The 21,387-nt window shown below is 66.9% G+C and carries 19 protein-coding genes; 4 read left to right on the forward strand and 15 right to left on the reverse strand.

Going from position 1 to position 21,387, the window contains the following annotated elements; all coding sequences use genetic code 11:
• Positions 1–150 precede the first annotated feature (150 nt).
• Both AC5P99_RS21045 and AC5P99_RS21050 read right to left on the reverse strand, forming a co-directional pair.
• Entirely contained in the window at positions 151–1,923 is a 1,773-nt protein-coding gene (locus tag AC5P99_RS21045; protein WP_005409582.1) for an EAL domain-containing protein, read from the reverse strand.
• Between the two features lie 4 nt (positions 1,924–1,927).
• Entirely contained in the window at positions 1,928–4,030 is a 2,103-nt protein-coding gene (locus AC5P99_RS21050; RefSeq protein ID WP_005409583.1) for a sensor histidine kinase, read from the reverse strand.
• Positions 4,031–4,161: 131 nt separating this feature from the next.
• Between AC5P99_RS21050 and AC5P99_RS21055 the strand changes: the two genes are divergently transcribed.
• Positions 4,162–6,921, forward strand: coding sequence for a bifunctional diguanylate cyclase/phosphodiesterase (locus tag AC5P99_RS21055; RefSeq protein ID WP_108269885.1), 2,760 nt, complete (start codon positions 4,162–4,164; stop codon positions 6,919–6,921).
• 142 nt (positions 6,922–7,063) lie between these two features.
• Here AC5P99_RS21055 and AC5P99_RS21060 read toward each other — a convergent pair whose 3' ends face one another.
• The 7 genes from AC5P99_RS21060 to AC5P99_RS21090 all read right to left on the reverse strand — a co-directional run bounded on the left by AC5P99_RS21060 (position 7,064) and on the right by AC5P99_RS21090 (position 12,115).
• Positions 7,064–7,570, reverse strand: coding sequence for a hypothetical protein (locus AC5P99_RS21060; RefSeq protein ID WP_049448163.1), 507 nt, complete (start codon positions 7,568–7,570; stop codon positions 7,064–7,066).
• A gap of 137 nt (positions 7,571–7,707) precedes the next feature.
• Entirely contained in the window at positions 7,708–7,923 is a 216-nt protein-coding gene (locus AC5P99_RS21065) for a hypothetical protein (RefSeq protein WP_049397481.1), read from the reverse strand.
• A gap of 98 nt (positions 7,924–8,021) precedes the next feature.
• Positions 8,022–9,212: a methyl-accepting chemotaxis protein gene (locus AC5P99_RS21070; RefSeq protein ID WP_005409587.1), complete on the reverse strand. Its 1,191-nt coding sequence runs from the start codon at positions 9,210–9,212 to the stop codon at positions 8,022–8,024.
• A 219-nt stretch (positions 9,213–9,431) separates the two neighbouring features.
• The gene (gene hflD, locus AC5P99_RS21075) at positions 9,432–10,046 is read right to left on the reverse strand and encodes a high frequency lysogenization protein HflD (RefSeq protein ID WP_005413279.1); all 615 of its coding nucleotides are present in this window, start codon (positions 10,044–10,046) and stop codon (positions 9,432–9,434) included.
• Positions 10,043–11,185: a tRNA 2-thiouridine(34) synthase MnmA gene (mnmA, locus tag AC5P99_RS21080; RefSeq protein WP_005413280.1), complete on the reverse strand. Its 1,143-nt coding sequence runs from the start codon at positions 11,183–11,185 to the stop codon at positions 10,043–10,045. Before mnmA ends, hflD begins: the two co-directional genes overlap by 4 nt.
• Positions 11,182–11,643 (reverse strand): NUDIX hydrolase, encoded by a 462-nt coding sequence (locus AC5P99_RS21085; RefSeq protein WP_005409590.1) that lies wholly within the window; start codon positions 11,641–11,643, stop codon positions 11,182–11,184. The genes mnmA and AC5P99_RS21085 overlap by 4 nt, the downstream gene beginning before the upstream one ends.
• 1 nt (position 11,644) lies before the next feature.
• Positions 11,645–12,115 carry a hypothetical protein gene (locus tag AC5P99_RS21090; RefSeq protein WP_005409591.1) on the reverse strand — a complete coding sequence of 157 codons (471 nt, stop codon included), beginning with the start codon at positions 12,113–12,115 and terminating at the stop codon, positions 11,645–11,647.
• Positions 12,116–12,227: 112 nt separating this feature from the next.
• Between AC5P99_RS21090 and clpS the strand changes: the two genes are divergently transcribed.
• Positions 12,228–12,554: an ATP-dependent Clp protease adapter ClpS gene (gene clpS / locus AC5P99_RS21095; RefSeq protein ID WP_005409592.1), complete on the forward strand. Its 327-nt coding sequence runs from the start codon at positions 12,228–12,230 to the stop codon at positions 12,552–12,554.
• A 135-nt stretch (positions 12,555–12,689) separates the two neighbouring features.
• On the opposite strand, the gene AC5P99_RS21100 is transcribed toward clpS, so the two are convergent.
• A complete protein-coding gene (locus AC5P99_RS21100) occupies positions 12,690–13,502 on the reverse strand; it encodes an APH(6) family putative aminoglycoside O-phosphotransferase (protein ID WP_495213528.1) in 813 nt (270 codons plus the stop codon).
• A 138-nt stretch (positions 13,503–13,640) separates the two neighbouring features.
• On the opposite strand from AC5P99_RS21100, the gene clpA reads away from it, so the two are divergent.
• On the forward strand, positions 13,641–15,926 hold the full coding sequence (gene clpA / locus AC5P99_RS21105) for an ATP-dependent Clp protease ATP-binding subunit ClpA (protein WP_495213529.1): 2,286 nt from the start codon (positions 13,641–13,643) through the stop codon (positions 15,924–15,926).
• Between the two features lie 78 nt (positions 15,927–16,004).
• Here clpA and AC5P99_RS21110 read toward each other — a convergent pair whose 3' ends face one another.
• The 3 genes from AC5P99_RS21110 to aat all read right to left on the reverse strand — a co-directional run bounded on the left by AC5P99_RS21110 (position 16,005) and on the right by aat (position 17,634).
• Complete coding sequence (locus AC5P99_RS21110; RefSeq protein ID WP_032966709.1) at positions 16,005–16,388, reverse strand: hypothetical protein; 384 nt, start codon at positions 16,386–16,388, stop codon at positions 16,005–16,007.
• Between the two features lie 200 nt (positions 16,389–16,588).
• Positions 16,589–16,807: a translation initiation factor IF-1 gene (gene infA / locus AC5P99_RS21115; RefSeq protein WP_005409596.1), complete on the reverse strand. Its 219-nt coding sequence runs from the start codon at positions 16,805–16,807 to the stop codon at positions 16,589–16,591.
• 86 nt (positions 16,808–16,893) lie between these two features.
• Entirely contained in the window at positions 16,894–17,634 is a 741-nt protein-coding gene (gene aat / locus AC5P99_RS21120; protein ID WP_049448168.1) for a leucyl/phenylalanyl-tRNA--protein transferase, read from the reverse strand.
• A 72-nt stretch (positions 17,635–17,706) separates the two neighbouring features.
• Between aat and AC5P99_RS21125 the strand changes: the two genes are divergently transcribed.
• Entirely contained in the window at positions 17,707–18,975 is a 1,269-nt protein-coding gene (locus AC5P99_RS21125) for a hypothetical protein (protein ID WP_049448158.1), read from the forward strand.
• Positions 18,976–19,060: 85 nt separating this feature from the next.
• On the opposite strand, the gene AC5P99_RS21130 is transcribed toward AC5P99_RS21125, so the two are convergent.
• Together AC5P99_RS21130 and trxB are read right to left on the reverse strand one after the other, a co-directional pair.
• A complete protein-coding gene (locus AC5P99_RS21130) occupies positions 19,061–20,185 on the reverse strand; it encodes a GNAT family N-acetyltransferase (RefSeq protein ID WP_049448156.1) in 1,125 nt (374 codons plus the stop codon).
• A 102-nt stretch (positions 20,186–20,287) separates the two neighbouring features.
• On the reverse strand, positions 20,288–21,259 hold the full coding sequence (gene trxB, locus AC5P99_RS21135; protein ID WP_005409600.1) for a thioredoxin-disulfide reductase: 972 nt from the start codon (positions 21,257–21,259) through the stop codon (positions 20,288–20,290).
• Between the last annotated feature and the right edge of the window lie 128 nt (positions 21,260–21,387).

The following is a 21,387-nucleotide window of genomic DNA, read 5'->3' on the forward strand; positions in this document are numbered from 1 at the left end:
CATCGAGAGCAGCCGGCCAGCGGCCGGCTCTACCAGGGCTTGTCCCCGACCGGGTTTGCGCTTCGGGTAGTGCCGGCCGCTGGCCGGCAACCTCTTTGAACCAGACATCGAGAGCAGCCGGCCAGCGGCCGGCTCTACCAGACGGGATCGTTACCGCAGCGGGCGATCCTCGCCGCCATCCCCGCTCTCCGCAGGCGCCGGACCGGCGTTGCTGCGACGCTGCTCCTCATAGGTGCGGAACGCCTGGTGGATGTGCTTGCGCAGCTCATCGTCGTTCCACGGTTTGGTCAGGAAGCGATAGATCGCGCCACGGTTGATCGCATCGGTCACCGTGTTCAGATCGGTGTAACCGGACAGCACCAGGCGGATCGTATCCGGGTACAGCATCTTCACCCGGCCCAGGAACTCGGTGCCGCTCATGTCGCTCATGCGCTGGTCGGACAGGATCACCTGCACGTCGTTGATCGCCAGCAGGTCGAATGCATCGCGCACGTTGCCGGCCGCCAGAATGCGGTAGCCATCGCGGCGGAACAGGCGCACCAGCGAGCGCAGCACGTTCTCCTCGTCGTCCAGCAGCAGCAGCGTGCGGTCCGGGCGGGTCTCGGCGAAGGCTTCCGGGCGCAGGTAGCGGCGGCGCAGGGTCATGCCGGCGGCATCGGCCGACATCGGCTCGCCGAACAGGTAGCCCTGGAATACATCGCAATCGTTGCGGCGCAGGAAGCCCAGCTGCGCCTGCGATTCCACGCCGTTGGCAATGACCGTCATGCCCAGCTGGTGGCCCATGGCGATGATCGCGCGTGCGATGGCTGCCTCGCGGTTGCCGGCTGGTGCACTCTTGATGAAACTGCGGTCGATCTTCAGCTTGTCCACCGGGTAACGCACCAGCGCACTGAGGCTGGAATCGCCGGTGCCGAAGTTGTCCAGGCTCAGGCTGATGCCTTCGTTGCGCAGGTTGGCCAATGTCTCGTGCACGAAATTGACATTGTTGGTCAGCGCGCTTTCGTTGATCTCCAGCGTCAGCATCTGTGCCGGCACGCCCGCGGCCTGGATCAGGCCCATCACTTCAGCGAAGAAGTTCGGCCGCAGCAGCTGCAGGGTGGAGACGTTCACGGCAATGGTGAAGTCGTCGAAGCCCTGGTCGCGCCACAGGCGGGCCTGCTTGAGCGCGCCTTCCAGCACCCAGGTGCCGATCTGCACGATGATGCCCAGCCGCTCGGCGGTGCGCATGAAGCGCTCCGGCACCAGCATGCCCAGCGTGGGGGACTGCCAGCGCAGCAGCGCCTCCATGCCCACCACATGGCCGTCGCGGGCACTGACCAGCGGCTGGTAGCGAAGTTTCAGCTCGCCGTTGGGGATCGCGTCGACGATCTGGCGCGCGATGATGCTCTCGCTGTGCGCGCTCGGCGGGGTATCCACTGCATGGATGCGCACCGCGTTTCCACCTTCGCGGGCCGCCTGGTACAGCGCATCCTCGGCGTGGTCGAGCAGTCGCGAGGCGTTACTGGCGTGTTCCGGGCACAGGCTCACCCCCAGCTTGCCGGTCATGAACAGCGTGTACGGCAGCACCGACAGGGGCAACTCCATCTGTTGCCGGATCTCCTCGGCGAAGTCCTCCGGCAGCGGCACGTCGGCGTTGCGCGGGACCGCGATCAGGAACTCGTCGCTGCCATGTCGCCACAGTTTGCCGCGACCCCGCAGGTAGGACTGCAACCGCTGCGCCACTAGCACCAGCGCCTGGTCACCCACCTCGGCGCTCATGTTCTCGTTGACGGAAGCGAAGTGGTCGATGTCCACGTGCATCAGCATCAGCGCGGTGCCGCCGGAGGCCGCTTCGGCGACCATCGCCTGCAGCTCGGGGTTGCCGGCACCGAGGCGATCGGGTGCATCATCGATGCTGACCGGCGGCTGGTTGGGATTCCACATAGGCTCAGTATTCCGGTGACTCAACGGCGGCCATGCTGGCCGCCTGGTAGGGGAGGTGAACGTCGATCAGGGTGCCTTCGCCATGTGCGGACTCGATGCGCACATGGCCGCCGACACTCTGCGCGCGCTCGCGCATCACGATCAGGCCCAGGCCGCGCGGGCCGTCCGGGTCGAAACCTTCGCCGTCGTCGCGGATCTGCAGGTGCAGGCTGCGCTTGCCGATGTCGCGCAGTTGCAGGTGTACCTGGCTCGCGCGCGCATGCCGCAGCACGTTGGTCAGGCTCTCCTGTGCGATGCGGAAGCAGGCCTGTTCGATGCTGTTGTCGGGGCGATGAGGCAGGGGCTCGATCTCGGCCAGCAGCTCCACCTGCGAAGAACGGAACAGGACCCGTGCCTGCCAGCTGAGGGCTGCTTCCAGGCCCAGCGCGTCCAGCTGCGGAGGGCGCAGCAGGGTGGAGATGTCGCGCAGCTTGGCTACCGTGGTGTCGGCCAGGCTGACGATCTGTGCCAGGTCCTCGGCGCGGCGTTGCGGATCGTGCTCGTCCTGCGCGGCATGGGCGGACAATTTGATCGCCGTGATCGCCTGGCCGATGTCGTCGTGCAGATCGCGCGAGATCGCGCGGCGCTCGTCTTCCTGCAGCGAGAACAGGCGGCCGGCCATCGCCTGCAGTTCGCGGTTGCTGGTTTCCAGTGCACTGCGCGTCCGTTCGGAATCACTGAGGTCGCGCACGATCAGCAGCTTGCAGTCGCGGCCACCATAGCGGACCTCGCCCACCGCCAGGCCGGCATGGAAGCTGCGGCCGTCGGCGCGCTGCATGGCCACCACGCTGCTGTGGCCGGGGCCCAGGTGTGGCTGCCCTGCACGCAGCTGGCCGCGGACGCGGGCCAGATCACCGGCAGCGACCAGCGCCGACAGCGGCTCACCCAGCAGGGTATGGCTGCCATAGCCGAACAGGCTGGCCGCCCAGGCGTTGGTGTACAGCACGTGCTCGTCGGAGAGGATCACCACGCCATCGGGCAGCACCCGCACCAGTTCGCGGAACTGCTCCTCGCGCTCGCGTAGCAGGCGCCGCGATTGCTCCCGCTCGGTCACGTCCTGCAGGGTGCCCAGTACGCGGCTGCGGCCGGACTCATCGACACCACTGGCGGCACGCAGGTGCACCATCAGGGCGCGTCCGTCCATCGACAGCAGGGGCAGGAGTACGTCCACCTGCACCGGATCACCCGAGCAGAGGTCGGCCAGCAGCTGTTCGGTCTGGGTGGCGGTGGCAGGGTCGGCGGGAACCAGCAGCTCGTCGAAGCGGTGCCAGCGGCGGGCTTCCGGCGGCCGGCGGCCAAGCAGTCGGTAGACCTGGTTGGAATAGCGGCCCATGCCGGTGGACGGGTCCAGTTCCCAGGCGCCGATGCGCGCCAGTTCGTGGGCTTCTTCCACCCGCGCAAGCGCCTGGTCACGGCGCAGCTGGGCCAGGTCTTCGGCGGTGCGGTCGATGGCAATCAACAAGCGCGCGTTGTGGCCGTCATAGCTGATGGCGTTGGAGCGCAGTTCCATCTGCCGCAGCGAGCCGTCACGCAGCTGCAGCTGGGTACGCAGGATGCACAGTTCCTCCGGCGCCTCGCGGATCGCCTCCAGCTTGGTCTGCAGCGCCTGGTCCTGGCCTGGCGGCCACAACGCGTCGATGGTCTGCTCCAGCAGTTCGTCACGCTCCCAGCCGAAGGCGGTACAGGCAGCCGGATTTGCATCGAGGATCGCCAGCGTGTCCAGGTCGTAGACCAGGATCGGGCCGGGGTTGCCCTCGAACATCTGCCGCAGGCGCAGCTCCGAGGCCTGCTGGCGCGCATGGGTGTGCAGCACATGCTCGGCCAGCGGCCGCAGCAGCAGATACAGCAGGCCGGCACTGGCCAGTGCGAAGAACGAGCCCTTCACGCTCTGCCACATCGCCGCCTGCTGCGGATCCGGCACCAGCGCCTGCACGGCACTGTCGGAAGCGATCATCCAGGCCAATGCCATCACCAGGTAGCTCAGGACCACCCGTCGCCGGTCGCGGCTCAGCGCCTGCGCCATCCGCGGATCGGGTACAAGGGCGGTGCCGGTCGGTTCTGCAGGCATGGACGGGCTGGTTGAAAGGGGCGCCGGCCATCTTACCGCGCAGGTGCGCCCAGACCACTCAATTATCCGCCGCAGGCGCCGTTAACCACTGCGTGCCCCGCTGACGGGCGTGTCATCCGGAGCAAGATCGCGTGGACCAAGGGATCATCGCCAGCCTGCTGCAGCACCCGCTTGCGTCGGCGCTGGTCATCGTCGACCGCACGGGTCGCCCGCTGGCGGCCAATCCGGCTGCGCGCGAGCATGGCCTGCCGGCCACCGTGGCTGCGTATGCGCCGATGCTGGAAGATCTGCGCCTGATGGCTGCCGATGGCGGCATCGTGGCCTGCACGCTGCCGGGTGGCCCGCACGGGCACTACGATGGCCACCTGCGCGCCGTGCACGATGGCGCCGGCAACCTGCTGGCCTTCACGTTGAGCATTCCCGAACCGGTGCCGCTCGGCGGCGGTGGGCGCTGGGAGCTGGCGCTGGACAGTGCTGGCCACAGCCTGTGGGACTGGGACATTCCCAGTGACCGTGTGGTGCGCACCCCGGCAGTGGGCGATGAAACCGCCACCGAGATGCTGGCCCGCGTGCACGGCGAGGACATCGCCCAGGTGCGGGCCGCACTGGAAGAGCATCTGCGTGGCTTGAGCGAGCAGTACAGCGCGCAGTTCCGTTTCCGCCAGGCCGATGGCCAGTGGCGTTGGGTACTCGACCGGGGCCGCGTGGTCGCGCGCACCGCCGATGGCCAGCCGCTGCGCATGGTCGGTACCCATACCGATATCGAACAGCAGAAGCAGCTGGAAGGGCTGCTGCAGGAACAGCAGCTTCACCTGAGCGAGGCCCAGCGCATCGCCAGCATGGGCAGCTGGTCGTTCGACCCCAACAGTGGTCATTTCTGGTGGTCGCCGGAGTTGCGTTCGATGCTTGCGCTGGAGCAGGGCGCCGTGCCCGGCCAGCGGCGCTGGCTGAAGCAGCTGCACCCACGTTCCCGTGGCGCATTGCGTGCGGCGTGGCGGCGGTTGTGGCGCGATGGCCGTGCCGCCAATCTCGAACTGGAACTGACCCGGGGCAACGAGCCGTCGCAGCACCTGCGGCTGTGGATGCAGCCGTTGCTGGACATGGACGGACAGCCCAAGCGACTGCTCGGACAGGTGCAGAACATCACCGAGCAGCACCAGACCGACGCGTTGATCCGCTGGCGCACCGAGCTGCTCAACCGCGTCTCCGCGCTGGGCCGCATCGGCGGCTGCGAGATCGAGGTGAAGACCCGGCACATGCAGTGGACCGAGGAGTGCTATCGCATTCACGGCCTGCGCAAGGAACCGATCACCCTCGACCAGGCGCTGGCGTTGTACACCGAGGACTCACGCAACGCCTTCGAAGCGGCGTTGGCGCGCATCGCCAACGGCGGGCTGCCCGAGCAGCTGGACCTGTGCTTCTACCGCCAGTCCGGCCTGCGCGTCTGGGTGCAGGTGCTGATCGAGCTGGACCGCCGTGACGGCCTGCCGCCGCGCTTCGTGGTGCTGTTCCGTGACATCACCCGCGAACGCGAGGCCAACGAGCGCATCGAACTGCTGGCCCACTACGATCTGCTGACCGGCCTGCCCAATCGCGTGCTGCTCGGCGAGCAGACGGCAGAGGCCATCGAGGAAGCACGTGACCGTGGCACATCGCTGGCGATGCTGTTCATCGACCTGGATGGCTTCAAGACCATCAACGACAGCTTCGGCCACGCCACCGGTGATGCACTGCTGAAGGCCGCTGCGACGCGCCTGCACCAGAACCTGCGCAACAACGATCTGTTTGGCCGCTTCAGTGGCGACGAGTTCATCGTGGTGCTGCGCGACCTGGCCGAGCCGGAAGACGCCGGCCACGTCGCGCGCAAGCTGATCGCCTCGCTGGCCGAGCCGCTGCGCCGGGGTGAGACCACGCTGAAGGTCGGTGCCAGCGTCGGCATCGCGATGCTGGGCGATGCACAGACCGATTTCGATTCATTGCTGCGTGCCGCCGATGCCGCGATGTACGCGGCCAAGGAAGCGGGGCGCAACACCTACCAGTACTACAGCCAGGACGCATTGGCCCGCATCCAGCGCAAGCTGGAGCTGGAGCATGCCCTGCACGGCGCCATCGAGCGCGAAGAGTTCAGCCTGGCCTACCAGCCGCTGCTGCACGCCCACCACGGCGAGCCGCCGGCGATCGAGGCACTGTTGCGCTGGCACCGCCCCGGGATCGGCTACTGCAGCCCGGCCGAGTTCATCCCCATTGCCGAAAAATGCGGCGAGATCGTGCGGATCGGCGACTGGGTGCTGAATGAGGCCTGCCGCCAGGCAGCCGCCTGGGACCGTGCCGGTCTGCGTTTCGACCGCATTGCGGTGAATGTTTCTGCGGTACAGCTGCGAGACCGCGGCTTTGCCGAGCGTGTGATCGAAATCTGCCACGCCCATGGCTGGCCACCGCAGCGGCTGGAGCTGGAACTGACCGAGTCGGCGTTGATCCGTGACACCGACATCCTGCGCCATTGCTTCGACGTGCTGGAACGGCACGGCGTGCCGCTGGCGGTGGATGACTTCGGTACCGGCTTCTCCAATCTCAACTACCTCAACCGCTTCCCGGTGGGGCGCCTGAAGATCGACCGCAGTTTCGTGCAGGGCATGCTGCACGATTCGGGTACGGCCGAAGTGACGCAGGCCATCGTGCACCTGGGCCACGCGTTGGGCATGAAGGTGGTGGCCGAGGGCGTGGAAACGCACCAGGAAGAGGACATGCTGCGCCGCCAGGGCTGCGACGAGATTCAGGGCTACCTGTACTCGCGCCCGCTCAGCCCGCGCGACCTGGCGCAGTGGCTGCGCCAGCCACAGCCGGTTTCGCTGCGCACCGATGCCAGTGGGGAAGTGATGCTGGTGCGGTGATCAGCTGCACTGGTTGGAACTGCCCCGGGCCACTGTGTCTATCCACGCATGCCGTGGATCTACCGCAACCCGCTTTGGTGGGTGCCGACCGTTGGTCGGCACGGATGCCTGTGCCTCTCGATCATCCACGCATGGCGTGGATCTACCTCGGAAAATCCGCCTTCAACTGCATGCGCAGCGCTTCTACAATGGCCGCATAGCGCCGCTTCTGGACCAGATAGCTGGCCAGGAACAGCGGAAGCACCAGCAGCATCGGCGCCACCACCGGGCGCATCGCCACCAGCGGCAACAGCAACAGCGACAGGATGGCCACGAACCAGCTGCACAGGCCAATCACCCGCACTTCGTGCCGTCGCGCGTTGAGTACGATGCGACCGCGCATCACCGGGAAGTAGCGCAGGCCGAAGCTCGGCGCGAAGCTCTCGCGGAACGCCATGCTGCCATCGGGCAGCGCATGGAAGGCCAGTTGCAGCCATCTGTCCTGCGGCAGGTCACGTTCCAGGCTGCCCAGCGAGAGCCGGGCCTGCATGGCCGGTGACGCCGCGATGCGTTCGTTGAACAGGGTGATGCCCCAGCTGAAATAACCGGCCACCCAGGCCATCAGAAGGACGGTCTCGATCAGCAGGAGTGCGATCAGGGTGATGGCCATCGGTCTTCCATGAACGGGATCGGTGGATCATGCCACAACGATTTCGCCACCCCGGTAGATCCACGCCATGCGTGGATGTTGCGGCGAGGGCCAGGCGTCACACCGGCGGATGAAAGCCGTCCACGCATGGCGTGGATCTACTTCAGCGCTTCCCCGTCCAACCCCAGGTCCCAGGCCAGTCCCAGCAGCGCCTCGTCCGCCCGCGGCGGGGCCGGGCGCGCGTCCGCCAGCTGCTGCAGTTCGCGGATCTCCTCGCGTGCCACATCCTCCAGCTGCTGCAGCTGCTCACGCACGCTCGCGTTGCGCGGGCGCTCGGTATCGGTGAGAGAGGGCAGGGCGCGGATCAGGGTCATGGTGCGAGTACAGGATGCATCCAACGGCGGGTTACAGGCAAAGGCCCCGGTCGAACCGGGGCCTTGCGGGCTGCCGGCGAGGGCAGCGGACATCAGGGTCAGAACAGCTCGACGGTGCCGGCGCCCATGCTCTGCTGGGCAACCGGCTTGTGCGGCGGGCGTTCCCACTCGCTGCGCAGTTCGCGCAGGCGGCTGCCGGTGCGCTGCAGGGCGGTGGCGATCTCTTCGTCGAACACGCCGCCATTGCGGTGCAGCAGTTCCTGCAGGGCCACCGCTTCGCGGTTGATCGCGGTCAGGCGGTCCAGGTGGGTGTGCACGCCGCCCAGCGCCTGGGTGGCGATGTCTTCGAACTGCAGGGCGCGCACGGCTTCGGCCACGCTGCCATCGATCGAACGGGCGCACTCGGACACTTCGCGCATGCCGTCGCCCAGCGAGGCATTGATCTGCGCGACATTGTCGAGCATCGCCGCCGCTTCCTGGCGGGCTTCGCGGGAGCGGTCCATGTCGCGCGAGGCCATGTGCGAAACCGTCTCGCGCACCTTGGCGATGGCGTCCTTGGAGCTATGCGCCAGCTTGCGGATCTGCTCGTTGAAGGTGGTCGAGCGCTCGGACAGGTTGCGCACTTCGTCGGCGACCACCGCGAAGCCACGACCGGCTTCACCGGCACGTGCCGCTTCAATGGCAGCGTTCAGGGCCAGCAGGTTGGTCTGGTCGGCGATCGACTTGACGTCTTCCAGCAGCGCGAAGATGCCATCCAGGTGCTGCGCCATCTGGTCGATGTGCTGCACGGTGGTGCTGCTCTGGCCGCTCACCTGTTCCAGCGCTTCGACCAGCTGTTCCATGCGATGGCTGGCGTGCTGGGCGAAACGGGCAACGTCGAGGCCGGCATTGCCTTCGTCACCGGCGCGGTCGACGATGCGCGACAGGGCCTGGCTCTGCTGGCGCGACTTGCGGTTCATCGCATCGAAGCTGCCACCGAGGCTGGAGACGGCCTGGCGGATCAGGTCACGGGCGCGTTCCACTTCGCCGCGCGAACCCTCGATCTCGTTGCCGACGAAATTGCGCAGTTCGGTCAGCAGCTGGTCCTGCTCACGCAGGACACGGGCGTGTTCCGGGGAACGGTGTGCCTGGGCGCGGGTGGTCCACCACGCAAAGCCGAGCCAGCTCAGCGTCATCGTGGTCAGGATCGCCCAGCGCAGGGCGGCCGGCCATTCGAAACCGATGGCGAAGGGGAGCAGCAGGGTCAGAGCCAGGGGGGCGGCCAGACGGATGAAAATGCGTGAGTACATGGACGTTCTCGGGAGGTGCACGGAGGATGTATCGGCCGTACCCCCTTTCTCTTTAACGTCGATGTGCCTCGAAGTGCATTCTGAATGCGCCGGTTTTCCGGCGCCTTGGCGGCTTCGGGGGCCGAGCCCTTTCCGTGCCGGAAAGGGATCCGACCCCTGGGGCAGGCAGCAACGGGGTCGGATCCCTTTTCCATGGAAAAGGGCTCTGACCCCACACCCTCAGGCCAGCTGCCGGTCCACGGCCTCGATCATCGCCTTGCGGCTGAACAGGAAGTCCCAGTAGCTGCCGCCCAGCTGCCGCCACAGCACCGCAGCGCGCACCGCGGCCAGCAGCAGGGCGCGGATCTCGGCCACCACGCCGGCCTGGCCCAGGTAGTGCGGGTTGCCCTGCACCATGACCCGCGGCTTGAGGTGGCTGATGGTGTCGGCGTAAAGGCCTCCCAGGTTGGCCAGCACGTCCGGGTGGCCGCTGTCGCCCAGTTCGGTGGCCTGGCGCTGGGCGCGCTCGATGCCCGAGGCGACCTTGTTCACGGTGGCGCCATCCTGAACGAAGCGACGCTCCAGCTGCAGCACCGACAGGGCCAGCTTGGGCAGGATCGGGTCCTGGCCCTGGCTGCGGAAGTAGTTGTGCAGCAGGCGCAGGCCGGACTTCAGTGCATGGCGGTCACCGAACACCTCCTGCGGCGAGGACGCATCGACACGGAACACGCTGTCCACGGCGGTGCGCACGGCGGCGGCGTCGGAATGGCCGGTATCGGCGATACGGCGTACCTGCTGCAGGGCCTGGGCAATGCCGGCCAGGGCCAGGACGCGGTCGTCGACAGTGAAACTCATGCAGCGATTACCTCAAAAGGGGAAGGGGTGGTGCGCAGGCGCTGTTCCAGCGGCGCATCGGTGGCGGCGATCACCGCGCCACCCAGGCACACGTCACCGTCATACAGCACCAGTGATTGACCGGGGGTAACGGCGCGCTGTGGGCGCGCGAAGGTGACCAGCACGCTGCCATCGTCCAGCACCTGGACCGTACACGGCTCGTCGGGCTGGCGGTAGCGGGTCTGGGCGGTGCATTCGAAGCGCCGTGCCGGCGGCGAACCGGCGATCCAGTGCGCGGTTTCCGAACGCAGGCGCTCGGACAGCATCCACTTGCTGTCGCGGTCCTGGTCCACGTACAGCACGTTGCTGGCCACATCCTTGCCGACCACGTACCACGGCGCGGCCGGGCGTCCACGCACGCCGCCGATGTTCAGGCCCTCGCGTTGGCCCAGGGTGAAATAGAACACGCCCGGATGTTCGGCGATCACGCTGCCGTCGGCCGGGTCGAGGATCTGGCCGGGCCTGGCCGGCAGGTAGCGGCCAAGGAACTCACGGAAGTCACGCTCGCCGATGAAGCAGATGCCGGTGGAGTCTTTCTTGGCGTGGGTCGGCAGGCTGACGTCACGCGCGATCCGGCGCAGGTCGGTCTTTTCCAGGTCGCCGATCGGGAACAGGGTGGCCGCCAGCTGCTCCTGGCCCAGCTGGTGCAGGAAGTAGCTCTGGTCCTTGGAACGGTCGGCGCCGCGCAGCAGCAGCCACTGGTGGCCGCGCTGGGTCACCCGTGCATAGTGCCCGGTGGCGATGCGTTCGGCGCCCAGCTCGCGGGCGGCATCCAGGAAGTGCTTGAACTTCACTTCGCGGTTGCACAGCACGTCCGGATTCGGGGTGCGCCCGGCGGCGTACTCGGCCAGGAAGTGCTCGAACACGCCCTGCCAGTACTCGCTGGAGAAATCGCGGAAGTGGAACGGGATGCCGAGCAGGCCGCAGACGGCCACCGCATCGCGGCGGTCGTCCTCGGCGCGGCAGTCACCGCTGCCGTCGTCGGCCCAGTTCTGCATGAACAGGCCGGCCACGGCTTCGCCCTGCTGTACCAGGCGCCAGGCGGCGACCGAAGAGTCGACACCTCCGGAGACGCCCACCATCACGCGCGGAGTGCTCATGCGACCTCCCGGACCAGCGAAAGCGGATGGCGCTGGCCACCCAGGTAATCAGCCACCACCTGCCAGACCAGCGGGCTGCGCTGGCGCTCGCCGGCGGCCTGCAGTTCGGCCGGGGTCAGCCACAGCGCGCGGTCGATGCCGGTGTCCAGTGGCTGCGCCGGGTCGTGCGAGACCGGGCGCGCCGCGTAGCAGAAGCGCAGGAAGGCAGTGCCGTCGCCGGCAGTCCACTGGTAGCAGCCGATGAAATGGGTCAGCTGCACCGTCCAGCCGGTTTCCTCGCGGGTCTCGCGCAGGGCCGCCTCGGCCAGGCTTTCGCCCGGCTCGAGGTGGCCGGCCGGCTGGTTCAGCACCTGCCGGCCATCGATGGTCTCTTCAACCAGCAACACGCGGCCGCCGTCGACCACCACCGTGGCAACGGTGGCGTGCGGTGCCCAGCGCGGGTCCGGCGTGGCGTTCAACTCAGAACTCGTCCTTCTTGGTCAGTTCCAGCTCCATGGCGTCGGCGGTGCGGATGGCCGCATCGATGGCGTCGCTGAGCTGGTCGGCAGTGGCATCGGCGTCGATCTTGACCACGAACATGGCGGTGGTGTCCTGCTTTACCCAGCCGCCCATCTTGGCATCCTGCGAATCTTCCAGCAGGCGGTTGGCCACGGCCACCGGGAACTGCTTGGTCTTCGCGTTGTAGGCCGGCGACCAGATCTCGCGGATGTTGTGGGTACCGAAATCTTCCACCGACGAACGCACGTAGACCATCTGGGTGCGGTCACCCTCGACGTCGAAGACCATGCGGTAGTCGCCGTCCTCATCGACTTCGTAGGTGTAGCCCAGCTTGTCCAGATGGCGGGCCACGGCCTTGTCGGCGTCTGCGGCGGCAGCGGAGCCGGTGGCAGCCAGAGCGATCAGGAGGGCGGGGAGAAGGGTCCTTTTCATGAAGATCCTGTGAAACAGTGTTGAGAGAGGGTGCAATTGTGACGGTGGGCGTGCGTGCCGTCCAATCCGCAGCAGGCCGACGCAGGCGCGCCCGAGCCTCTATAATGGCCCGATGCCCCATGAGTCTTCCCCCGATTCCCAGCACGAGCACGGCGTCGCCGTAGAGGCCGCGCGCCCGGAAGTGGCGCCGCCGCCGTTCTACCAGGTGATGCTGCTCAATGACGACTACACCCCGATGGATTTCGTGGTGGATGTGCTGCAGCAGTTCTTCAGCATGGACCTGGACAAGGCCACGCAGGTGATGCTGCACGTCCATACCCGCGGCCGCGGCGTGTGCGGGGTGTTCACCCGCGAAGTGGCCGAGACCAAGGTCGCCCAGGTCAACGAGTACTCGCGGATGAACCAGCACCCGCTGCTGTGCACGATGGAAAAGGCCTGACCAGCTGCCGATTCTCGTCCGGGCACATCGATCCCGGATGGGTGTGCCCACCAAGGTGGGCACCTACCAAGGCAGAAGCCCGTGTCGATCAGGGATGGCGCGTGCCCACCAAGCTGGGCGCATACGGGGTGGGTTTCACGCTTCCGCCAGCGCCTCCAGGGCCATCCGGGCGACTGCCTCGTCGATGTCGGCCGGGTCGCCGTCATCCCTGAACCACACTGCCGACAGCGCAGTGCTGGCCGCGATCCAGCGCAGCAGGCGCGTGCGTTCCAGTTCGGCCAGCGCACAGACCTGCTCAAGGCGGATCGCAAACCGCTCGGGCCGCGTCGCAACGTGGATGCCCGGACCACAGAGGTCCGGGTTGCTGAACATCGTCGTGTAATCGAGCGCACGGTCCCCCAGCAGTCGCTTCGGGTCGATCGCCAACCAGCCGCGCGGGCCGAAATCCAGCACGTTGTCGTGGTGCAGGTCGCCGTGCAGCGGCCGGATCTCCTGTTCGTCACGCAGCAGCCCCTCCGCCAGTGATCTGCACTGTTCCAGCAGTGGCGGCAGCACAGCCCTTGGCTGCAGCAGGTCGGCGAACCATGTACGCAGGCAGACCAGTTCCGCTGGCGGCGCGCTCCGTGGCCGGTGCAGCCGCTGCAGGACCTGGCACAGGATCGCGGTGCAGGCGTCATCGTCGCCCTCGATCGAACGTTGCCGCAGCGAGTCACCGCGGGCACGCTCGATCAGGATCGCAGGCCCCTCGTGGGCCAGCAGGCGGGCGGCGCCATCGCCGTTCCACCAGCGTAGCAGGCGATGGCTGTTCTGCTCCTCGGTCTCGCTGCTGATCTTCAGCATCGCTGGCTCGCCCGCAGCGGTCAGTACCGGCCAGAGCCGGGCGTGGGGCGTACGGAGGGCCGGACCATCACGCCGCAATCGCCAGCGGCTCAGGTAGGGTTCGCTCATGCTGGGTGGGCTGTCCTGGAGTGAATGAAGATCAAGCGATCTGTACTGCTAACGCCATCTGAACGCAGCAATCCGCTAGGGTGATGGAAATCGCGTAGTCAGGCCGCATATTGTCCCCATCTGCCGCCGGAGTAATCCATGTTCAGCAAAGACCTCGAACACACCATCGGCCAGTGCTACAAGCGCGCCCGTGAGGCCCGGCATGAGTTCATGACGGTCGAACACCTGCTGCTGGCACTGCTCGACAACCCGTCAGCCCAGGCCGTACTGAAGGCCTGTGGTGCCGATGCCGACCGCCTGCGCCAGGAGCTGGAGCAGGCCATCGAGGCCTCCGTGTCCCGCCTGGCGGAAGACGATGGCCGCGACACCCAGCCGACCCTGGGCTTCCAGCGTGTGCTTCAGCGGGCCGTGTACCACGTGCAGTCCTCGGGCAAGAAGGAGGTCACCGGCGCCAATGTGCTGGTCGCCATCTTCGGCGAAAAGGACTCCCACGCCGTCTATTACCTCAACCAGCAGGATGTGACCCGGCTGGATGTGGTCAATTACCTGTCCCATGGCATCGCCAAGCTGGGCGATGAAGGCGAGCAGTCGTCTTCGTCCCCGGAGGGCGAGAGCCGCATGGAAGGCGGGGAGGGCGAGCCCAAGGGGGATGCCCTGACCGAATTCGCCAGCAACCTCAACGACCAGGCGCGGGCAGGTCGCATCGACCCGCTGGTCGGCCGTGCCGACGAGATCGAGCGCACCATCCAGGTCCTGTGCCGCCGCCGCAAGAACAACCCGCTGTACGTCGGTGAGGCGGGCGTAGGCAAGACGGCCATCGCCGAGGGCCTGGCCCGCCGCATCATCGAAGGCTCGGTGCCCGACGTGCTGGCCGACGCGGTGATCTACTCGCTCGACCTGGGCGCACTGGTGGCTGGTACCAAGTACCGTGGCGACTTCGAGAAGCGCCTGAAGAGCGTGCTGACGGCACTGAAGAAGGTGCCCAACGCGGTGCTGTTCATCGACGAGATCCACACCATCATCGGTGCCGGTTCGGCGTCGGGCGGCACCATGGATGCGTCCAACCTGATCAAGCCGGCGCTGGCGTCGGGCGAGCTGCGCTGCATCGGCTCGACCACGTTCCAGGAATACCGCGGCATCTTCGAGAAGGACCGGGCGCTGGCGCGCCGCTTCCAGAAGATCGACATCGTCGAGCCGACGGTGGGCGAGACCTACGAGATCCTGCAGGGCCTGAAGTCCAAGTACGAGCTGCATCACGGTGTGACCTATTCCGACGAGGCCCTGCAGGCCGCAGTGGACCTGTCGGTGAAGCACATCGGCGACCGCCTGCTGCCGGACAAGGCCATCGACGTGATCGACGAGGCCGGTGCCCGCCAGCGCCTGCTGCCCGAGGAGCAGCGCAAGGAGCTGATCGACGTCGAGGAGGTCGAGGCGATCGTGGCCAAGATGGCGCGGATCCCGGCCAAGCAGGTCAGTGCCACCGACAAGGATGTGCTGCAGCACCTGGAGCGCAACCTGAAGATGGTGATCTTCGGCCAGGACCCGGCCATCGAGACGCTGTCCTCGGCGATCAAGCTGGCCCGTTCGGGCCTGGGCAACCCGGAAAAGCCGATCGGCAACTTCCTGTTCGCCGGCCCGACCGGTGTCGGCAAGACCGAAGTGACCAGGCAGCTGGCGTTGCAGCTGGGCATCGAGCTGGTCCGCTTCGACATGTCCGAGTACATGGAGCCGCATTCGATCAGCCGCCTGATCGGCGCGCCTCCGGGCTACGTCGGTTTCGACCAGGGCGGCCTGCTGACCGAGAAGATCGTCAAGACGCCGCATTGCGTGCTGCTGCTGGATGAGATCGAGAAGGCGCATCCGGACATCTTCAACATCCTGTTGCAGGTGATGGACCGCGGTGTGCTGACCGATACCAACGGTCGCGAAGCGAACTTCAAGAACGTGGTGCTGGTGATGACCACCAATGCCGGCGCCGCGCAGGCCTCGCGGCGGTCGATCGGCTTCACCAAGCAGGACCATGCCACCGACGCGATGGAGACCATCCGCCGCAGCTTCACCCCGGAATTCCGCAACCGTCTTGACGCGGTGGTGCAGTTCCAGGCGCTGGGCTTCGAGCACATCCTGCGCGTGGTCGACAAGTTCCTGATCGAGCTGGAGATGCTGCTGCAGGACAAGCACGTCAGCCTGTCGGCCACCCCGACCGCGCGCGACTGGCTGGCCCATCATGGTTTCGACCCGCTGATGGGTGCCCGTCCGATGGCCCGCGTGATCCAGGACAAGATCAAGCGTCCGCTGGCCGACGAACTGCTGTTCGGCAAGCTGGTCAACGGCGGCAAGGTCAGCATCGACGTGCGCGACGACGAGCTGGTGGTCGAGACCCAGGCCGAGCCGGAGCGGCTGCTGCCGGTCACGGTGGAATGAGCTGACGCCGCAGGCCTGGCGTGAAAGACTGGAAATGACAAGGGCGGCTTCGGCCGCCCTTGTCGCATGCACTGCAACTCAACGCCCCTGCTGCGCCAGCCGCCTGAAGGTCGCCGCATCGATCGGTTCGATCCGGGTCACGGTGCAGTGGTTGCTGTCGGTTTTCAGTGTGCTGCGGGCATCGCCGCAGATCCGTTCAGGGGTACTGGGCGTGAAGAAGACATAGCTGGCCGAGGCGGCAGCGCCCAGGCAGCGCTTCTGCAGGTGCACCCGATAGTGGTTGTCACCGTCGCGCAGCAGCACCTCACGTTCCGTGCTGGAGGGGCGGATATCACGATTGGCGCCGAGGGCAATGCACTCGGACGCGTTGGAGGGCTTGCTGGGTTCAGCGGCGAATGCCGCCAGGGGGAGGCTGACCAGCAGAACTGCCGGCAGCAGGACGTGCGGGAGCAGGGCGTTCATGATCGGGAGGGGGTGGCGATCCGGACTGGATCGGATCCCACGATGCCGCGGCGGCTGCAGGCGCGAATCTGCCGCAAGCGGGGCTGACCGACGCCACGGTGAGCTCGGTCATGGTGACCTCCGGCAGGGCCGGATTCCGGGCATGACAAAAGGCCAGCAACCAGGGCTGGCCTTGTCGAGTGGCGCCAGGCGCCGACCGCTTACTTCATGCGGTAGGTGATACGACCCTTGGTCAGGTCATACGGGGTCATTTCAACCTTGACCCGGTCACCGGTGAGGATGCGGATGTAGTTCTTGCGCATGCGGCCGGAGATATGGGCGATGATTTCGTGCCCATTTTCCAGGCGAACGCGGAAAGTGGTGTTCGGCAGCGTCTCGCTGACGGTGCCCTCGAACTCGATGGAATCGTCTTTCGACATGTAGTCCTGTGCGGTTCAGAAAACGGCCACGCTGGGCCTAAGGCGCGGTATTTTACGCGTGACGGCGCCAGCTTGCAAAGTTTGTGTTAACCCCCGGCCAAACGCCGTGCTGGCAAGCGTCCAACCGCCTGGGTCCATGGGCCTTCCCGGCCGTCACCGCGCACGGCCCGGCGCACGTGCTGCAGGAATTCCGCGCGCGGCAGGTGCTCGGCGCCCATCCGCAGCAGGTGCGGATTCTCCACCTGGGCATCGATCAGTTCCCAGCCCCAACCATGCAGGGTGGATGCCAGGGTGGCCAGCGCGATCTTGGAGCCGCCGCTGGCGCCGCTGAACATGCTTTCGCCGAAGAACATCGACCCGATTGCCACCCCGTAGATGCCACCGACGAGGGTCTGCCGGTCCCAGACTTCAAACGAATGGGCGAAGCCCAGGTCGTGCAGCTGGCCGTAGGCCTCGACCATCGCCGGGCTGATCCAGGTGCCGTCCTGGCCGGGCCGCGGTGCTGCCGCACAGGCGCGCATCACGCGGCTGAAGGCGGTGTCGGCGGTGACCTCCCACGTACTGCTGCGTAGCTGGCGGCGGAACCGGCTGGACAGATGCACGCCCTCGGTGCGGAACACCATGCGCGGGTCCGGCGACCACCACAGGATCGGCTCGCCCTCGCTGAACCACGGAAAGATGCCGCCAGCGTAGGCATTGAGCAGGCGCACCGGGTGCAGGTCACCGCCGACGGCGAGCAGGCCGTCGGGCTGGCGCAGCGCGGTCTCGGCCGGCGGGAAGGGGGCGTCCGGCGCATCAGCCAGGCGCCAGGGCAGCTGGCGGGTCATGCCGCCATTGTATTCGCCGTGGTGACCGCTGATGTCTGGCACCATCAACGTCCAACGGCAAGGAGCCCACGCATGAGTGACGCGATCACCGCCATCCTCGATGTGCACGACAACCCGCGCACGTGCAACGACAGCCAGAGCATGCTGCTGGCGCTGGCGACTGAGCAGCCGGGTCAGCTCGGTGCGCTGATGCGGCTGGCCCTTGCCCGGCGTTCACCCCGCTCGGCCTTTCTCGACATGACGCTGGATCTGTTGCCCGACGAAGCGGTTGCGCCGGTCTGTGCCGAGGCCTGGCGTCGCTATCGTGATGGAGAGTGCGGTGAGCTGCTGGCCAGCGTGATCGAATTCGCCAGCTACCAGGCGCCGCAGGTGCTGCAGGACGACTGGGAGGCCTTGCTGGCGATTGCCAGTGAGAATGAGCTGCAGCTGGCTTCGCAGGTGTGGCGGGGCCTGCCGTCTGCCACTGCCGTGCAGTGGGCGCAGATTCTGGCCGAAGCCGATGACGATCGCGAAATGGCGCGGGCCAGGGCGCTGCTGCTCGCGGCGCAGCCCGAGAGCTATGCCGTTGCCCGCGGCTACCTCGCTGACTGGGGCGCGCTGGATGCTGAGGTCTGGGCGCATTGGGCCGGCGTGGCTGATGGGCCGCTGCCGCGCCGCCTGCATGGGGAGCGGCCGCTGCACATCCGCTTTGGCCGCGAGCAGCATCGCGCGCAGCAGGCGGACGAACCGAGCTGGCGCAAGCGTATCTGGCGCCTGCACCCGACCTGGAATGGTGGGCAGGTGCACCATGCGGGGCAGATGGGAGGACCGCTGGAAGCGTTGTGTGGCAGCTGCCATGCACCGCTGCAGCGCCTGATGCGAACCGACGCTGCCGCGCTGCAGCCGGGCGCGGCGGGTGAGATCACGCTGGGCCTGTGCCTGGACTGCTGCGGCTGGGAAGACCCGCCCGTGCGCTTCTATCCCCACGATGCCGTCGGCCTGCCCAGCTGCCACCCCAGCCAGCGTCTGCAGGTGCCGGCCACGCCGACCGACAGCGGTGACCTGATGCGTGCCGAAATCGGCCTGGTCGCCATGGATACCAGGCGGTGGCAGCAGCAGGACTGGGGCCAGTCCAACCATCGGCAGAACCTGTCGCGCGTGGGCGGCGCACCGAGCTGGGTGCAGAGTGCCTGGTATCCGGCGTGCATCGATTGCGGTGAGGAGATGCCCTTCGTGATGCAGCTGGATTCGACGCTGCCGACCACCGGTGGAGGAGCGCTGCTATGGGGCAGTGGCGGCATGCTCTACACGTTCTGGTGTGCGAAGTGCCGGGTGAGCGGGCACTTCTGGCAGTGCACCTGAGCACTGCGTCCTCGCTGTTGCCCTGGTAGGTGCCAACCTTGGTTGGCACGCTTTTCCGCACCGCGCAAGTCGAGCAAGCTCGACGCTACGGCTCTGCGCGGAACGGCCCATGCCCCTGCAATTCCTGCTGGTACCGCCGCACACTCTGTCGCTCCTGCCGGCACCAGTCCTGCAGTGCCTCTGCGAAATCCGGATCGGCCACCCAGTGTCGGCTGCGCACCAGCGTCGGAAGGAACCCGCGCGCCAGCTTGTGCTCGCCCTGTGCACCCGGTTCGAATCGGGTCAGCCCTTCGCGCAGGCAGTATTCGATACCCTGGTAGTAGCAGGCCTCGAAGTGCAGGCCGGGCAGGGTGGCGCCGCCCCAGTAGCGGCCGTACAGGGTGTCGCCACCGCGCAGGCACAGCGCGCCGGCAATCGGCTCGCCGTCCTGTTCGGCCAGAAACAGCACCAGCCCGCGCCCCAATGAAATGGCCAGATGGCGCAGGAAGGCCTCGGTCAGTGCCGGGGCGTTGCCGTACTCGAGGAATGTCTGCAGATAGAAGCGGTACATCGCCTGCAGGTCGGCGCGGCCGGCCTCGTCGCCATGTACCACGCGGAAGGTGATTCCCTGGCGGGTGACTTTGGCCCGTTCCTGGCGGATGTTCTTGCGATGCTTGTGGTCCATTGCAGCAAGGAACTGGTCGAACGTCGCCCAGTCACCCGGATTCTGCCACTGGAACTGCACGTCCTCGCGCAGCAGCCAGTCGTCATCGAACAGAGCCTCATCGCTGGCGGTGTGGAAGTTGATATGGGCCGAGGATACGTGCAGCGCGGGCAGCGCCTCGCGCAATGCCGACAGCAGGGTGGCGCGACCTGAATCGTGACGGGCCAGCAACCGCGGGCCGGTGACCGGCGAGTACGGCACCGCGCCCAGCCACTTCGGATAGTAGTCGCGGCCATGACGTGCATACGCGTTGGCCCACGCATGGTCGAACACGAACTCACCGTGCGAGTTGGTCTTCAGGTAGCCCGGAATGGCGCCGACCAAGCTGTCGCCTTCCCAGAGCGTGAAGTGCCGGGGCTGCCAGCCCCAGTCCTCGCGCAGGCAGCCGTGCTGTTCAAGGCCTGAGAGGAAGGCGTGGCTGACGAAGGGGTTCTGCCCGTCGTGCAGGGCATCCCAGTCGGTGGCGGGGATGGACTGCAGGGAGTCGAGGAAGCGGGGGGAAGGCATGAGGGAAGGATAGGGCAGATGAAACAGAAAGGCCGACGCACTGGCATCGGCCTTTCATCCGGAGTCGGGCGTGGCTCGGCCCTACAGGAGCGGGTCAGCCTCTCAGCTGGCCTTGCCCTGTGCGTCCAGGTAGCGCTCGGCATCCAGCGCGGCCATGCAGCCGAAGCCGGCCGAGGTGATCGCCTGGCGGTAGTGCTGGTCGGCCACGTCGCCGGCGGCGAACACGCCTTCCACCGAGGTCTGGGTGGCATTGCCGCCCAGGCCCGAGCGGATTTCCAGGTAGCCGTTGTTCATCGCCAGCTGGCCATCGAACAGGGTGGTGTTCGGGTGGTGGCCGATGGCCACGAAGAAGCCGTGGGCGTCGATGTCGCGGGTGCTGCCGTCCAGGGTGGACTTCACGCGCACGCCGGTCACGCCGGCATCATTGCCCAGCACTTCTTCCACCTGGTGGTGCCAGACGGTCTCGATCTTGCCTTCGGCCACCTTCTTGAACAGCTTGTCCTGCATGATCTTTTCCGCCTTCAGTGTGTCGCGGCGGTGGACCAGGTAGACCTTGCGGGCGATGTTGGACAGGTACAGGGCCTCTTCCACGGCGGTGTTGCCGCCACCGACCACGACCACGTCCTGGTCGCGGTAGAAGAAGCCGTCACAGGTGGCGCAGGCGGACACACCGCGGCCCTTGAACTCGTCTTCGGTCGGGATGCCCAGGTACTTGGCGGTGGCGCCGGTGGCGATGATCAGCGCATCGCAGGTGTACTCGTGGCTGTCGCCGATCAGCTTGAACGGACGCTGCGACAGGTCGGCGGTGTGGATGTGGTCGAAAATGACCTCGGTCTCGAAGCGCTCGGCATGGGCCTGCATGCGCGCCATCAGGTCCGGGCCCATCAGGCCGTGGGCGTCACCCGGCCAGTTGTCCACCTCGGTGGTGGTCATCAGCTGGCCGCCCTGCTGCAGGCCGGTGATGACGACCGGCTTCAGGTTGGCGCGGGCGGCGTAGACGGCGGCGGTCCAACCGGCCGGGCCGGAACCGAGGATGACGAGGCGCTGGTGGCGGGAGGGCAGGCTGGTGCTCATGTAAACTCGCGAAAAGGTAGATGGGACAAGGCGCTGGCGATGTTTGCGCAGCATCCTTGGCTGGTCATAGAGTGGCGGCTGGGGCAGGGCGATTCAAGCCGATGAACGGAACGCCGTCATCCAGCAGT

The organism is Stenotrophomonas sp. YJH_SMC_80 (assembly GCF_059372495.1).